The organism is Streptomyces sp. NPDC047028 (assembly GCF_040644095.1).
In the GTDB taxonomy this organism is placed as follows: domain Bacteria; phylum Actinomycetota; class Actinomycetes; order Streptomycetales; family Streptomycetaceae; genus Streptomyces.
This window is the reverse complement of the sequence record NZ_JBEYVS010000055.1, coordinates 23,175-37,390: the sequence shown is the minus strand read 5'-3', so window position 1 is coordinate 37,390 and position 14,216 is coordinate 23,175. Positions and strand designations below refer to the sequence as shown.

Here is a 14,216-nt window from a genome sequence, read left to right as displayed (position 1 = left end):
GGGGCATATCCCGCTCCGCGGGATATGCCCCGGCAAGCCGGGGCATAGAGCGCGAATTGCGCAAGCGCAATTCGGATTCCCGCGCAAGCGCGGGAATGGAATTCCGCGAGCGGAATTCCTAACGGAATGCAATTCGCGCAAGCGCGAATTGGAGGCGACCGCGCAAGCGCGATCACCGGGGCTGGCTACGAGGGGAGGTGCATCACGCGCGGGACTGTGTAGGGCTTGGGGTTCCTGCCCACCACCCCCGCAACGGGAGTGACGGACTGTCGGCCCGATCGGGTGCCGGCCCCACCGTAGTGACGGGCTCCGCTGCGCTCCACCCTGACCACTCCCCCACCCTCGAACCTGGCCGCTCACGTTCACGAATACCCCGCCAGCTTACACGTCAACCCGCCACTGGGCGACGGATTGCGCACATGCATCACCCGAGCTAGCGAACATGCAGCCAGCGTGATGCATCACGCGGCGCGGGTGTGTAGCGTTTGGGTCCTAGCTGCACCACCCCTAAGCCCGCCCATAAACTCACCGGCTGAATTCAGGATTGCGCGGCCTCGAATAGCTTAGCCACAGAACGGAAGCCCGATATGGGAATGCCGGAATTCGGCGTGCGGAGGTACATGAGCCGTCCGGCCGCCAGGCCGTACGGCGGAGCCCACCACCAACACCAGCCACGCCTCCGGGCTTTTGAGCGTCACGGTCGGCACCACCCGAGACTCAGAGCCGTTGCTGCTGTCCCGAGCCCGCGCCGAGCCACGGCGCCGCACGCGAAGCGAGCTCAGCCACAGGCGCCGGCCCCCCTCGAACCGGTGGTTGTCGACGGCGACACGCCCGTCGCCGCCAGCTGCTTGCGCCGCGCGGTGCGCGGCGTGGCGGTAGGGGTTCAGGTGGCAGCCGGTGTCTAGTGACACATAAGAGCGTTCCGCGCCGAAACCGGCTCTGACCTGCGGTGATACGAAACCGTTTGTTCTGGATCTCCAGAACAAACGGTTCCCGGGTGTTCTGGAGATCCAGAACAAAGACCCCCCGAATCTGACGGGTCATCAGGTGACTGTGCGGCACGGTTTGTTCTGCCCCTCCAGAACAAGCCGGTTTACCTAGTGCTACCGTGCAGGCTGAAACGTTGATCATCCTGGAGGACTGTGCTGATGGACCAGCTGCCGATCGTCCGCCCCGGCGAGCGCGTGGTTGCGCGGTCGGACGGCAAGGGCGGCTTGATCCTGGGCGTGGAGAAGATCAAGGGCCGCGAGTTCGCCGCGAGCGCGGAGTGCAGCGGCTACGTGCTGGACGCCCGGCTGCTGATGGACGTCCTCGGCAGCCTGAAGATGCCCGGCTCCTGGTTCCAGGTCTGGTGCAAGCTCGTGGCGCTGCAGAACGCCAACCGCGCCGACGACCAGACCCGCGCTGCTGCCCGTGGCTTCGTGAAGACCAACCAGCGTGACCTCCAGGCCCGGTGCAACCTGTCGGCGGCCTCGGTGAACGAGGCGTCGCAGTTCTTCGCGCACGTCGGCTGGATGCGGACCGCCAAGCGCGGTGTCCTCCAGCTGAACCCGTGGCTCACGGTGGCCGGCACCTCCGGCGAGCAGGAGAAGTGGCAGGCGCTCTGGAACAGCGCGGAGGGCCCGGCCTGCCTCATCCCGCACGCCGACTACCCCACCGAGTGGCGCCAGGCGCGGGAGGCGGAGAAGAAGGCCGCGGAGTCCGCCCGCCGCAAGGAGAAGGTCGTCACGCTCCGGCAGCGGCGGCCCGTGCGCAAGGCGAGCGCATGACCTCGCGCGGCATATCCTCGTTACACGTCGACCTGATCGGAAGTGGTGAGGCTCCGTGAGCAGCTCTTACGTCCCTAGCCCTCCCACAGAGGCCCCCGTCGCGATCCCCCGTGCCGTCCTGCGCCTCCTGGCCCTGGTCGACGTCTCCACCGCCGGCCGCCGCGTCCTGGACGAACTGCTGTATCTCAGCGACCCCGAGGCCGGCACTGCCGCGATCAGCCAGAACGAGATGGCGCGTGAGCTGGGCGCCAGCAAGCCGACCGTGAACCGCGGCTTCAAGGAGCTCCGAGAGTGCGGACTGGCCTGGAGCCTCGAGGACGGCCTCTACCAGCTCCACCCGCTCCTCACCGGCGGGAAGGTCGCCTACCCGATGCCGATCCCGGAGATCCGAGCTGCTGAGCCCGAGCGGTTCACCGAGCAGCGACGGGCCCGGTTCGCCGCCCAGATGGCCAACCTCGCCGCGACCGGCTGACACCGAGGGCCCTCACAAGCCCTCCAGCGGCCCTCCCGGCCCCCTCGAAGAACCAAGGCGCTGCGCCCCCGGGTGCGGCGCCTTCGTCGTACCCGCGCGCGATTAAGCCGGTAGCACTACGTAAACCGCCTTGTTCTGGGAGAGCAGAACAAACGCAGCCGCTCCGCCGCTCTCGCCCGTCGCGCGGACCGGGCGACCGGTAGCATCAGGTGAACCGGCTTGTTCTGGAGCAGCAGAACAACCGGCGTCCCTCGGAGCGCGGGCGGCTGTATGCAGCAGCCGTGAATGGATCTCCTGCCGGAGATAGCAGATCTGCGATGTTATGCAGCGGCCGGGACGGTCCTCCGGCTCTGCTGCCTGCCCCCGGAGCAGGGAGCACGGGCCGTCGCAGCAGCACGCAGCAGCTGGCCGTGCTGTATCCGCCGGAGACGGCCTGCTACCCGAGCAGCAGCCTTGTCCCGCCCGGCCCAGGCAAATGCTGCGCTACACCCCGAACACGGCCCTGCTGCCCCCGACGACCACCACCAGGAGCACGAGCAGCAGTGCCTACAGCACGGTGCCGGCCAGGGCCCGGCGGTCACCGGTCAAGGCGTAGCGGCGGGCAGCGAGCCCGTGGTCGAGCGGCTCGCCGATCTGCTCGCACAGCAGCGCCAGGACGTCGGCGGCCTCGGTGTCGGACAGGTACGCGGGGGCGACTTCGAGCATCAGCTCACCGAGCTGGTGCGAGCACGCGGCCAGGTCATCGACGACGGCGCGCAGCGCGGCGACGGCCGGGTCCGCCGGCGGATCAGCGGGTGCCGGGGGCGGGGCGGTGCGGACGTCGCGGACGGCCTGGCGGACCACGGCGCGCACCGCAGCCGGGTCGAGGGCCTGGAGGCCGCTGTGGGCGAGCGCGGCGAGTCGGCGGGTGATGATCTCCGCGACGGCGTCCGTACGGCCGGAGACGGCGATCAGGCCCCGCTGGGACAGCCCGTAGTCGAGCGCGGCCGCGGCGCCGGGGTCGGTGTCTCGCGTGCGAGACAGCTCGGGTCCGGCGGCGACGGCGTCGTGGATCGCGGCGAGCGCGCGGGCGACATCGAGGAGCCGGTACGCCTGGGCGCGGCTGATCCCGAACTCCGCCTGGCAGTACGACTCCCAACTGGAGTGCCCCAGCGGCAGCCACACGCGGGCGGCGTGGGCGTCGCGGACCCGGGCGGCGAGGATCGCCACGGAGCGCCGGACGTCGTCCATCGCCTCGCGCAGCCCGGCCGTCAGCTCCCGGGCGCTGGCCTCGCTCAGCGGCGGCCGCGCCGGTTCGGCGCCGTGCTCCTGGTCCTCGGTCTGCTCGCCCACGACTCCATCGTCCTCCGGGTCGGCGGGCACCACCAGGGCGTGCGGGAGCACAGCCGCGGGAGCGGGGCCGGCGCCCCGGCGGTACGCAGGCCGTGCGGGCCCGACTCACAGGCTCACAGCCTCATAGTCACCGCGTCTACCTGGGGAAACGCCCTATGAGCCTTCTACCCTCACAGCGTGACACCGGGTGCGGGGCGGGTCTGTCACGCTGTTCCGCGACGGCGGGCGCGGGCCCGCCGCACGACGCGAGAGGGGCCCGGTGGCGGGGATCGAGCGGGAGCCAGCGGAGGTGCGGATACCCAAGGCGGCGCTGGACGCCTTCGCCGCGGCGCTGAGCGTGCGCACGGTGGCGATGCGGACCTGGCCCGACGGCATCGAGTGGATGTACCCGATGGGGACGTGGGACGACCCGCACCTGGAGGTGGCGCTCATGCCCGGCGGCGAGGAGGTGTGGCTGCGGATGTCCACCGACCGCTCCAGCGCGGCCGTGTGGACCATCGAGCAGTGGTGGGCCTTCTCCGGGGAGCTCCCCGGAGCGACGCCGCCGCAGGTCTGAGAGGTCAGCCCTTTCCGATGATCCGGCTGATGCCGAACGGGACTTCCTCCGCCAGGCGCAGCAGCGGCTCCAGGACGCCCTGGTACACCGGGTCAGTGTGAGGCGGGCAGTGCTCGGTCAGCAGGCAGCCGGCGGCTTCGGCCTTGGTCCGGGGGTGGGCCTCTTCCTCATCTGCGGCGATCTCCACCACGACCTCGATCGCGCTGTCCACGCCGTCGCGCATCTGAGCCCACCGCCGTGCCGTGTCCTCGCGGTCGCTCGGGACGTTGAGGTCACGTTCGGGCAGGAGGTCGGCCACCGGCACGGACAGGGCCTGGTGCAGCTGCCCCAGGGTCGGCTCCTGGCACAGCTCCCTCACCGCCATGGGACTCAGGGGCGGCTTCGCGTCCGCGACACGCTGCAGAACGGTGACGCCCAGGACGACCGCCGCGGCCGCGTACCGCCAGGCGATCAGCGCCGTGTGCCGCTCGAACGCGGTCGCACCCCGCGCGATCTCCTGGACGGCCTGCCCGTGGAACGTGAACGTCGCGTTCTCCTCGTGCAGTTCGGCCACGTCACTGCCGCCCTGGAGCCGGTCCCAGAACACGCCGGCTGACTGCCACTCGAACCGCGCGGTCAGCACCGCCGCGTTCAACGACCGCAGCGCCGCCAGCTCGATCGGCGACAGCGGCCCGCGCTCATCGAACCGTGGAAAACTCATCGCCACTCCCCCACCCCGGGTCCGGATCAGTCCCAGGCACGCTACCCGGCACCGCGGCAACGGGTGACGACTGCGAGCGGATACGCGTTGCCACCGGGCTGACTACCGGTGGATACGGCGGTGGCTACGATCGGAAACGGCCTGACCCCGGCAGTTGCGATGCCGGGGTCAGGCCGTTGTCGGGGGTGGCTATCCGAGCCACACGATGTTCAGGACCGTCAGGCTGCGCAGTGGCCGGTTGACCCAGAAGGTGACGGAGAGCTGGCCGACGGCCGCGTAGCGGACGTCCTCGCCCTCGTCGTCGTCGGTGTCGAACTGCCGGAACCCCCACGGGTCGGCGGCGGCCGCGGCGAGGATGTCCCACACGGTGTCCACCGCGTGCTCGGGCAGCGCGTCGAGGACCTTGGCGGCCGGGGCGGAGACGCGGACCGCGTACGGTGCCGGGCTCACCCGCGACGTCGGCGGAGCTCCGCCAGGTCGACGGCGTCGCTGTCGTCGTAGCCGGAGGCGACGAACGCGTCGACGGCCGGGGCGTGCGCGATGCGGCCCTGCCAGTCCTGGACGACCTCGTAGAGCCCGGCCAGGGAGAAGCTGCGGCGGGATTCCTCGAGGGCGGCGGTCCAGTCGCGCTCGAAGGCCGGCACCCAGGTGTTCGCGCGCTTGTCGGCGCGCAGCTGCGCAAGGAGTTCGGCCGGCGCTCCGGGTGCGGGGGCGTAGGCGGTGACGGGGGCGTGGTCGGGCTGCGCGCTCATCGTGTCCTCCCGGCGGGTCGTCACCTCACCGTACGCGCGCCGGATCGCCGTGGATGCGGTCATGGGCAGATCCCTCCTACAGGGTGAGCGGCACGAGGGCCGGGCCCCGGCAGTTGCGATGCCGGGGCCCGGCCCGTGGTGTGCCGACCGAGGTCAGGCGGCGGGGCTGAGGGCCAGGGCGTAGTGGCGGCCGGTGGCCAGGTGGACCGTGAGGGTGTCGCCGTCGGCGGTGGCGGCCCGGTAGGCGGGGTGGGCCAGGAGCGCGGGGACGACGACGTCGCGCAGGACGTCGGCGGCCGGTGCGGCGGCGGGCGCCGGGGCGGCGCCGGTCGGGTCCTGGAAGACGTCGCCGTCGGGGCCCGACTGGAAGTCGAGCACCCAGGTGTCCCCGGCCGCGGTGAAGACGATGTCGCCCGCCGCGCCGGCGTCGGTGACGTCACTGGCGGCCGGGTGCGCCTCCAGGACGTCGGCCAGGCGCACGGCCTCTTCGTCCACGGCGGTCAGCGGGCTCTTGTCGCGGTCGATGGGCGGGAATTGCGTGGTCATACTTTTCCGCTCCTATTCAGAAGTCCAGATCGAGGTAATCGATGTCGTTGATTTCCACGTCCGACAGTCCCATAGCGCGACCGCCGCCGTCCTGGAAATACACTTCTTTGAACCCTTCCGCGATGATTCCGCGCATCGCCTGGTCGCTGGCCCCCGTGTCGCGGGCGTCGAACAGGCGCTGCGCGTACGTCGCGGGGAGGTGCACGGTGAGGCGGCGGAACCGTCCGTCGTCGGTCGATCCGGCGGACGACGTGTAGCCGAACCGGGCCCTGGTCTCCACCGTGATCCCGCCGGTGGCGGCGGCCTGCTTCTGCCGCCGCTTGCGCACCAGCGGCTGCCAGCGGGCCTTCACCGTGTCGTCGATCTTCGCGGCGACGTCGGCGCGGGCGTGCTTGCGGGCGCCGCGTCGGTAGCGGTTGACGGAGTCGGCGGTGACCCCGAGCTCCGCCGCGACGGCCTTGGCGCTGCCGAACTGCTTGATCAGGAAACCGATCTGACCCTTGAGGGTCTTCGGCGGGTCCTTGGTGAACGCCTCGCGGTCGGCCCGCTCGATCGCGTCCTCGATGTCCCCCACGGTCTTACTCCCCTTCGTCCAGGACGGCGTCGCCGCCCTTGATGTGGCGGGCCGGGTTCAGGCCCTTCTCCATCAGGTCGACCGCCCACAGCATCGACTGAACGCCCTCCAGCTTCGCCAGGCCGGGCGTGGGCCCGAGGCGGAACCCGCCCGGCTGCGGCTTGCCCGAGGCGGCGTAGGGGAGGAAGTCGAGCGGGCTCTCAGCCGGGCTCGGGTAGACGACGCAGTCGGAGAGCACGGCGAGCGGGAACAGGCCCGTCATCTTCGCCATGTTGTTGAGCTTGCGGTGCATGTTGACCCGGGCCTTGCTGATGACGGCGGCCCGGATGTCGGGGCGCCACGTCGGCCGCGCGAGGGCCGGCCACGTCTCGCCCTCCTTGTAGGACTTGCCCTGGGGGCGCTCGCGGAGCTTGCCGACGCCGCCCTTCACCGTGGCCTTGATCGCGGACAGGACGGCGGCCAGGGCCGGGTCGTTCTGCTTGTGCTGCTCCATCGCGGCGAGGAACTGGCGGTCGTCCAGGTCCTTGGTGACGCCCATGTCGGCGAGGGTGTCGACGTAGGCGGTCTTGAGGCGGTCGTGCCACGGGTCGAGGTAGGCGCCGGTCTCGCGGCGCAGGTACGCCTCGATCGGGTGCACGTCGTGTCCGAGCTCCTGGGCGTAGGCGAGGGTGTGCGTCTGGTACCAGGCCGGGCCGGTCGGCCGGGAGCCGTCCGGCGTGAACGGGCTGGGCAGGCGAGGGTCCAGCTCGATGTGGCTGAGGTCTGCCAGCCAGCTCCCGGGAATCTTGGGGTTGAACTTCGGGGCGTGGAAGTGGTCGGGCGCGCTGAGGCCGACGACCAGGCGGGCCGCGGCGGCGAGGAACGCCGTGTTCAGGTCGAGGCCGACCGCGAACGGCAGGGTGCACTCCTCATCCGAGAGCGTGTCCACCGAGCGCACCCACTGGTACGCCTCCTCGTTGAGGAAACCGCCGGTCCAGTTGTTCCCGACGACGACGGGGTGCTCCGGGGTGGCCTCCGGCGGCGCCGGGTCCATCGGCTCCGTGCCCAGCGAGCCCGCGTTGTAGCCGGAGACCCAGTTGCCGGTGGCCGGGTCCTGCACGGCCTTGGTGGGCGGGCGCAGCGCGGTCATCAGCTCCAGGCCGGAGACGGCGGTGGAGCCGCGCGGGGTGATGACCCGCATCGCGTACACCCCGAGGACGCGGGCGATGTCGGCCGGCCCCATCTCCGCGACGCCGGGCCAGGACCGGTCATCGAGGGCGTCCCAGGACAGGACCGCCAGCTGCACGCACTGCCGGTCGCGGCCCTGCGCCTTGCGGTAGATCCGCGCCCACGGCCCGAAGCCCCGCTGGGTGAGCTGCCACTTCGCCTTCGCGACCTGCTTGACGACCGGGTGGTCCTCCGGCAGGCGCAGGGAGCGGCGCTGCTCGTGGCCCTCCAGGCGCTCGGGCAGCCCCAGCTTCACGGCGGCGGCCGCGGTGAGCACGATCAGCGGGTCGCTGTCCTTGCCGTACCGGTTGAGCTTGGCGGCGCCGAGGCCGGACTCGCGCAGCGTCCACTCCACCAGCTCCGGCACGGTGGTCGCCGGGCAGTCCAGTACGACGCCGCCCACCGCGTACGCGGAGCCGTCGCCGTCGAGGACGGCCAGCGGGCCGTGCGGGAAGCGCGGGTCGGTCGCGGGCGCGGCGGCCTTCTTCGCCGCCGGACGCCGGGACGACGCCGCCGGGCGACCGGCCGGACGGGCGGGACGCTCCGGCGCGGCCGGGGCGGCGGGGGCCTGTGCGGGGGCGACGGTGTCGGTCGGCTCGGACGCGGCCGGGCCGGTGAAGGTGTCCGGCACCGGGGCGGGCTGCGGCGCGGCGGTGGGAGCTCCGTGGGCCGGGTACTTCGCCGCCCACCCCTTCAGCAGCCGCTGGTACGCCTCCAGGCGCGGCGACTTCGGCTCGGAGCGGCCGTTCTCGTAGTTCTTGACCGTCTGCACGGTCGACTTCAACGCGGTCGCGAGGCGGGCCTGGGTGATGCCGGCTGCCTCGCGCAGCCGGGCACGCTCCGCCGGGGGCGGGAGCTGCGGCTCCTCCTCCAGCAACGCGTCGATGTTCGCGAACAGCTCCTCTTCGGATGCCATGTCGATCTCCTTTCGTACCGTCACCCTAGCACTGTTTACCCTAGCCTTTAACCCATTTTTTTAACCCGTTCGGATTGAACGTCCGGAGGGTCGGGCCCGGGTTTTCGCGGCATCCGCAGGCCCTGGCTCACACCTGGCAGGCCGACCGTACGGGCCTTCTCACCTGGGGAAACGGCGTGTGAGGCTTATAGGTGGCGGTCCGAGTTGCCGAGAGACGGCCCCCTTGGGCGGGCGTGCTCGCTACGGTGGCGACCATGACGGACCAGAGCGGGGCACAAACGTGGTCGACGCGGGCGCGGCCGGGCGCCGTCGAACTCCCGCCGGGCGCGCCGGCCGGGACGGTGCGGATGGTCACCGGCACCCGGGCCCGGCAGGTGAACGACCAGGAGGCCCACGACTTCGGGATCTCCACCGACCGGGCCTGCCTGGAGATCGAGCAGATCTTCTACGACGCCGACGACGACGTCCTGCGGCACACGATCACCGTCGACTACAGCGGCCAGCCGCACGTCACCCGGCACGTGCCCACCCCCGAGGAGCTCGCGCGCCGCGAGTAGCCGGCCCCGCCCTCCTGGCCCTTCGCGCCGATCGGCGGATCCGGCGGCGTGCGGCCGGTACGGTGCCGGGTGAGACGTCGACAGCAGGGGGAGAGCGTGGCGAAGGTCCGCAACCGTGGCGAGGTGCTGGGCTTCGGGGTGCCGGTCGCGCTCTTCCTTCCCGGGGTCGCCTACATCGGGATCACCAACGGCCACCAGTTCATCGCCAACGACTTCTTCGCCCTCATGTACTGCCTGGCCAGCGTCGGCTTCGCGGCGGTGCCGCTACTGTCGTGGCGCCGGGGCGGCGGCCGGTACGCCGACCCTGGCTTCCTGAAGTCGACGTGGTTCCCGTGGCTGTTCACGACCATGCAGGGCGTGGCCTACAGCTCCCCGCGCAGCGACGCGAACGTCTTCATGCTGATCTTCGGCTGGGGAATGTTCATCTACGCCGGGATGGTCGGCCTGTACTTCCTCGCCCGCGCGCTCTGGGGCACCGGCGACGACCAGGCCGTGCCCGAGGTCGACGGCGACACCGTGCGGCCGGAGCCCAGCGCCTGATCCGATGCTGCTCATGCCGTCTGCTCCAGGCGGCGCGGCACAGCCACTTCCCGGCCGGCCTTCTCGGCTCGGGCCCGGCGCAGCGCGGCGGCCTCGGTCACCGCGGCTTGGCGGCGGCGCTGGATGCGAGCCTGGTCGATCGGGGCCGGCGTATCGGCGGGGACGACGTCGGGCTCGGGGAAGGCCCGGCGCGACAGCTCGCGCATCGCCTTCGTCTGCCGCTCCACTGCTTCCGCGATGCCCGGGTCCACCCGGGAGGGCGGCGCGGCCTGGCGGTGCGCCTCGATCGCGCGGCGGTACCCGTCCGGCGGCGGCCGGCGCTCCACCGGGGCGGCGGGCACGTCGGGCGCGGCCGGGGCCGGGGTGGCGGCCGCCGTGGTGGAGCCGGTCTTCACGGGCGCGGGCGCCAGGACGTGCACGGCGCGGACGTTCGCGCCCTGCACCCGCTCGTTGGCCGCCGCGATCAGCTTCGGGGCGCTCCAGCGCAGCTTCGTGCCGACGGCCGGGGCGTCGGGGACGACGTCCAGGCGGCCGGTGTCCGCGTCGAACGCCGTCGCCTGCACGCGCCCGGCGAGCTCGGGCACGGCCGCGGCGAGGATGGTGTCGAAGTCGGCGAGGACGGATCCGCCGGCGGCCGGGGTGACCATGCCGCGCTCGGTCATCATCCGGCTGATCGCGCTGCCCAGCCCGAGCGGCTCACGGCCGTCACGGCGTACGACGGTGGTGGTGCGCCGCTTCGGCTTCTTCGTCTGGGTGGCGCCGTTCTTCTTCGCCGCCTCCCGGGCCGCGATAAGGGCCTGGCGGGCGAGGTCGACGCCGCTCAACTCGCCGGTCATGCGATCACCGGCCCGGCGGCGTCGCCGTCCAGCGGGCGCGCGGCGAGGCCGGGCAGCCGGTCCGTCCACGACGCGGGCTTCTCGGACCGGACGGCGGACCGCTCGTGCAGCTGCTTCAGCCGCGCGGCCAGCAGGTACTCGGCCACGCGCTTCCGCGCGGTGTCGGCGGCCTTCGTCGCAGCGGCGACCGCGTCCGCGCCGCTCGGGTTGTTCCGGAACCAGGGGCGCCCCTGCTCGGACCGGTACGCCCGGCGGGCCTCGGCTTCGGCCTCCTGGGTGCGGCCCAGCACCACCAGGGCGTCGTCCTGGTACGCGCCGACGGCCTGCTGCGCGGCCTGGAACGCGGTGAACGCGTACGCGTCCGCAGCCCCCTGCGGATCGGCCTCCAGGGCGGCCGTGTCGGTGATCTCCAGGAACTCCCGCCACGTGGCGGCGGTGCTGTCCTCGATGGCCGTGCGGGCCCCGGCGACGGCGGCCGCGACGCTGCCCGCCTCGCCCAGGTCGGCGCACCCGGCCGCCGCGAGGAGACCGGCCTCAGCGATCAGGGCCTCGGTCTGCCGGCGGTGGTCGCACGCCTCGCACAGCCCGGCCGCCCGGCCGCGCCCGCAGTCCGCGCACGCCAGCTCCTGGCGGACCGCGTCGGCGGCGGCCGCGGCCTGCCGGTCGCGTTCCGCCTGCTCAGCGGCTGCCGCACGGGCCGCATCGCGCCGGGCCCGCTCCGCGCGGGCCTGCTCCTGGCGCCAGGCCAGGTCCTCCGCGTCGATGGCGGTCCGCTCCCGCAGCCGCTCCTCGAGGACGCGGCGGCGCTCGTCGTCGGCCAGGCCGGGCAGCTCCCGGTCGATGTCCGCGCCGATCCGGGCACGCCAGGCGCGGCGCAGGTGGAGGACGTTCCCGCAGTTCTCGCAGTCCTCCCCGGTGTCGAGCCGGATCCCGTCGTCGCACTTGCGGTGCGAGCAGGCCGACCGCTGGGGCAGACCCCGGCGGATCAGCCACCCGTACGGGCCGGTGACCATCGCCTCGCCGCCGGTCTCCGCCAGCCGGTCAGTGAGCCGGTCGGCCAGCAGCCGCGGCGCACCCTCCGCCGCCACGCCCAGGCCCACCAGCTGCGCCAGCTCGCTCTTCGCGGCGGCCTCCACCTGGTCCTGCTGCCACCCCGACAGCCGCTCCCACAGCCACGAGACCGGCCCCAGCGCTACCCGCAGACGAAGATCGGCAGGCAGGGCCACCCGCCTCTGCTGCTGCGCCTTTTCCCACCCTCCGGCCTTCGGCCGGCCACCGGCACCAGCCTCAGCAGCGCGCTGCCCCACCCGCTCATCGACCGGGGACTCCTTCGGCTTTTCCCCGCGCAGCGGGCCGTCCTCGGCCACCGGCGAGTTGTTCCCGGCAACGCCGCTGGCGTCGGCGACGGCCTGGTCCTCGCCCGCGCACACGCGCTCCGGCCGACGGCCCTCACCCCCACGGCCTTCGCCGGAAAAACCACAATCAAGCTGCGGAAGAACGACGGGAGTAACCAGGTGAGCGTGGTCTGCGTGGAGCTCTGCACCATCGGGACGCTCCTGATCCGCCGCATCCCCGGCACCCTCGGCACCGCAGATCCCAGACGTACCACGGGCATCAGCGACACCGGCCGGACCATGATCTCCGCACGCACCATCGGGACGCGCCGAAAACACCGGACCGGCGCTCTGGGCAGCCTCCACAGGGGCCAGCGTGCGGCCGTACGCGCGGGCGACCGGCAGCAGCATGACCCGGCCCCGGCCGTTCATCCGCGTCGACGTCGCCTTGCGCTGCCGCGCCACGACCCCGGCCTCCGTCAGCCGGGCCAGCACCTTCCGGGCCCCCGACGGCGAGCAGCCCAGCAGCCGGGCCAGCGTCGCCGCCCCGCGCCCCTCGCGCTTCTTCACCGAGCCGCCGACCAACTGCAGCCAGCCCGACGCCCGTGTGTTCAGCACCATCAGCAGCAGCCCGAGCCGGTCGGTCGCCGCGCCCTTGCCCGTACGGCCGGCCAGCAGCCCCGGCGGCGTCGGCGCCTTGTCCTTCGGCGTCCAGCCGTGCCCGAACAGCGCCTCGCACAGGTGCAGCAGCGTCGCCAGCTCCGCCTTCGTCAGCGCCAGCGGGTGCCCCGCTCCCCCGCCGTGGTGAGCGCGCCACAGGGGCATGACCAGGCAGTCCAGCCCGGTCGGGTGTCCCTTGGCGTCCCTCACCACCTGCGTGTGCACCGCGTCCGAGCCGCGCAGCACCGGCAGCACCTTGTGGTGGACCGTCGACTCCTTCACGCCCATCCACCGGCCGAGCTCCGCACCCCAGGTCGAGGTCTGGAGGTCGTCGTCCTCGCCCTTCGGCGCCCGCGACTTCGCGTACAGCACCACGGCCGCCAGCTTCGGGGCGTCCTTCAGCCCGGCGATCGAAGGGTCCGCGAGCAGCGCCTGGACCGCGTTGCGCAGCCGAAGCCGCATCGTGCGACCGAGGCGCAGCGGGTCCTCCGGGCCGTCGCCATCCGGTTTCCCGGCGGCCGGCACCGACCGCAGCGCGGTCCGCTGCCCGGGAAGCACGGGGGCACCGTCGGCGAAGCCGCCGAAGAGGGAGTCCAGCTCCGCGGCCGGTGCCGCCAGGGCGCTCATCGGGTCACCGCCCCAGCAGGAGCGGCGGACACGGTGAGGGCCGAGACCGTCTGAGTCGTCATCGGGCCGGTGTACACGCCAAAGCGGACACCTCCCTGAACAGCGAAAACGCGCGATCCGTCATCCACCCGCCGACCCTGCACCAGACGGCCTGTGGACAGGGGCCCGCGAGCGCCAATACCTCCCGCCGCTCCCGCACGACGGGCAACGATCTTGGAACCCGTCCCGTCACACGGGACGGCACCCTCGCGGGCGCCGCCGACGGAGTTGCCGAGGATGTCGCCGAAGGGGTGGTCCAGCGTGGCAGCCGACGCCGCTTCCGCGCGCATCCCTGAGGTCAGGCAGACCGCCTGACCGGAGGTGCCCGTGTGACACTCAAGGAGTGTGATGTACGTCACAATCCCCGTAGGGGGGACACCACAACCAGCGGGAATCACCCCAGAGGGGGTACTGACCTGGTCGTGGTCGACCTGACAAGTCGACCGGAGCTCGTGCACTATGGCGATAACCAACTTCCATATGGATCAACAAGGGCCGACCCCCTACGGGGATCGGGTCACGTATGGACGGCGGCGAGCCCCCTCCGAGAGGAGCGGGCGACCGGACGAAGAACCAGGGGCGAGTCCTCTCTCCTTTGCGTGAATCGAACGGATGTTCCAAAGGCCCTTGCAGGGGTCGACGGAACGGCGGTGCCACTTCGGTGGTGCTGTGCAGAAGCCCCCTTGCAGGGGGGCCGCTGCGGTGGTGCGTGGTCCTTGCGGACCGGGTACTGCGACTGATTGCTCAACCCAGCTCGATGAGCTGGAGCCCAGGACCGGCTGGAACCGGGGACTGGGCGG

Annotated in this window: 14 protein-coding genes; 5 read left to right on the top strand and 9 right to left on the bottom strand. The window is 72.3% G+C overall.

What is annotated here, in order from left to right; genetic code table 11:
- Positions 1-1,148: 1,148 nt before the first annotated feature.
- Both ABZ854_RS32940 and ABZ854_RS32935 read left to right on the top strand, forming a co-directional pair.
- Complete coding sequence (locus tag ABZ854_RS32940) at positions 1,149-1,769, top strand: hypothetical protein (RefSeq protein WP_136319665.1); 621 nt, start codon at positions 1,149-1,151, stop codon at positions 1,767-1,769.
- A gap of 55 nt (positions 1,770-1,824) precedes the next feature.
- Entirely contained in the window at positions 1,825-2,241 is a 417-nt protein-coding gene (locus ABZ854_RS32935) for a helix-turn-helix domain-containing protein (protein ID WP_345655347.1), read from the top strand.
- Between the two features lie 546 nt (positions 2,242-2,787).
- Here the strand turns inward: ABZ854_RS32935 and ABZ854_RS32930 are convergent.
- Positions 2,788-3,573, bottom strand: coding sequence for a hypothetical protein (locus tag ABZ854_RS32930; RefSeq protein ID WP_361218440.1), 786 nt, complete (start codon positions 3,571-3,573; stop codon positions 2,788-2,790).
- Between the two features lie 289 nt (positions 3,574-3,862).
- On the opposite strand from ABZ854_RS32930, the gene ABZ854_RS32925 reads away from it, so the two are divergent.
- Entirely contained in the window at positions 3,863-4,129 is a 267-nt protein-coding gene (locus tag ABZ854_RS32925; protein ID WP_361218437.1) for a hypothetical protein, read from the top strand.
- A gap of 4 nt (positions 4,130-4,133) precedes the next feature.
- Here the strand turns inward: ABZ854_RS32925 and ABZ854_RS32920 are convergent, their stop codons facing one another.
- The 6 genes from ABZ854_RS32920 to ABZ854_RS32895 all read right to left on the bottom strand — a co-directional run bounded on the left by ABZ854_RS32920 (position 4,134) and on the right by ABZ854_RS32895 (position 8,823).
- Positions 4,134-4,829, bottom strand: coding sequence for a hypothetical protein (locus tag ABZ854_RS32920; protein WP_361218434.1), 696 nt, complete (start codon positions 4,827-4,829; stop codon positions 4,134-4,136).
- A 189-nt stretch (positions 4,830-5,018) separates the two neighbouring features.
- Entirely contained in the window at positions 5,019-5,279 is a 261-nt protein-coding gene (locus ABZ854_RS32915; RefSeq protein ID WP_361218431.1) for a hypothetical protein, read from the bottom strand.
- Positions 5,276-5,581 (bottom strand): DUF6247 family protein, encoded by a 306-nt coding sequence (locus ABZ854_RS32910; RefSeq protein ID WP_361218447.1) that lies wholly within the window; start codon positions 5,579-5,581, stop codon positions 5,276-5,278. The genes ABZ854_RS32915 and ABZ854_RS32910 overlap by 4 nt, the downstream gene beginning before the upstream one ends.
- A 153-nt stretch (positions 5,582-5,734) precedes the next feature.
- The gene (locus ABZ854_RS32905) at positions 5,735-6,127 is read right to left on the bottom strand and encodes a hypothetical protein (protein WP_361218429.1); all 393 of its coding nucleotides are present in this window, start codon (positions 6,125-6,127) and stop codon (positions 5,735-5,737) included.
- A 16-nt stretch (positions 6,128-6,143) separates the two neighbouring features.
- On the bottom strand, positions 6,144-6,701 hold the full coding sequence (locus ABZ854_RS32900; protein WP_361218426.1) for an XRE family transcriptional regulator: 558 nt from the start codon (positions 6,699-6,701) through the stop codon (positions 6,144-6,146).
- Between the two features lie 4 nt (positions 6,702-6,705).
- The gene (locus tag ABZ854_RS32895; protein ID WP_361218423.1) at positions 6,706-8,823 is read right to left on the bottom strand and encodes a helix-turn-helix transcriptional regulator; all 2,118 of its coding nucleotides are present in this window, start codon (positions 8,821-8,823) and stop codon (positions 6,706-6,708) included.
- A gap of 254 nt (positions 8,824-9,077) precedes the next feature.
- Between ABZ854_RS32895 and ABZ854_RS32890 the strand changes: the two genes are divergently transcribed.
- Positions 9,078-9,380, top strand: coding sequence for a hypothetical protein (locus ABZ854_RS32890; RefSeq protein ID WP_361218420.1), 303 nt, complete (start codon positions 9,078-9,080; stop codon positions 9,378-9,380).
- Between the two features lie 69 nt (positions 9,381-9,449).
- Positions 9,450-9,920 carry a hypothetical protein gene (locus ABZ854_RS32885; RefSeq protein WP_361218417.1) on the top strand — a complete coding sequence of 157 codons (471 nt, stop codon included), beginning with the start codon at positions 9,450-9,452 and terminating at the stop codon, positions 9,918-9,920.
- 11 nt (positions 9,921-9,931) lie between these two features.
- Here the strand turns inward: ABZ854_RS32885 and ABZ854_RS32880 are convergent, their stop codons facing one another.
- A complete protein-coding gene (locus ABZ854_RS32880) occupies positions 9,932-10,756 on the bottom strand; it encodes a DUF721 domain-containing protein (protein ID WP_361218414.1) in 825 nt (274 codons plus the stop codon).
- Positions 10,753-13,377 carry a hypothetical protein gene (locus ABZ854_RS32875; RefSeq protein ID WP_361218412.1) on the bottom strand — a complete coding sequence of 875 codons (2,625 nt, stop codon included), beginning with the start codon at positions 13,375-13,377 and terminating at the stop codon, positions 10,753-10,755. Before ABZ854_RS32875 ends, ABZ854_RS32880 begins: the two co-directional genes overlap by 4 nt.
- Between the last annotated feature and the right edge of the window lie 839 nt (positions 13,378-14,216).

What these genes read in the sequence shown, in the direction of transcription:
- ABZ854_RS32905 (WP_361218429.1), bottom strand. Translation starts at nt 6,127, where the DNA reads ATGACCACGCAATTCCCGCCCATCGACCGCGACAAGAGCCCGCTGACC.
- ABZ854_RS32910 (WP_361218447.1), bottom strand. Translation starts at nt 5,581, where the DNA reads ATGAGCGCGCAGCCCGACCACGCCCCCGTCACCGCCTACGCCCCCGCA.
- ABZ854_RS32920 (WP_361218434.1), bottom strand. Translation starts at nt 4,829, where the DNA reads ATGAGTTTTCCACGGTTCGATGAGCGCGGGCCGCTGTCGCCGATCGAG.
- ABZ854_RS32880 (WP_361218414.1), bottom strand. Translation starts at nt 10,756, where the DNA reads ATGACCGGCGAGTTGAGCGGCGTCGACCTCGCCCGCCAGGCCCTTATC.
- ABZ854_RS32890 (WP_361218420.1), top strand. Translation starts at nt 9,078, where the DNA reads ATGACGGACCAGAGCGGGGCACAAACGTGGTCGACGCGGGCGCGGCCG.
- ABZ854_RS32875 (WP_361218412.1), bottom strand. Translation starts at nt 13,377, where the DNA reads ATGAGCGCCCTGGCGGCACCGGCCGCGGAGCTGGACTCCCTCTTCGGC.
- ABZ854_RS32940 (WP_136319665.1), top strand. Translation starts at nt 1,149, where the DNA reads ATGGACCAGCTGCCGATCGTCCGCCCCGGCGAGCGCGTGGTTGCGCGG.
- ABZ854_RS32895 (WP_361218423.1), bottom strand. Translation starts at nt 8,823, where the DNA reads ATGGCATCCGAAGAGGAGCTGTTCGCGAACATCGACGCGTTGCTGGAG.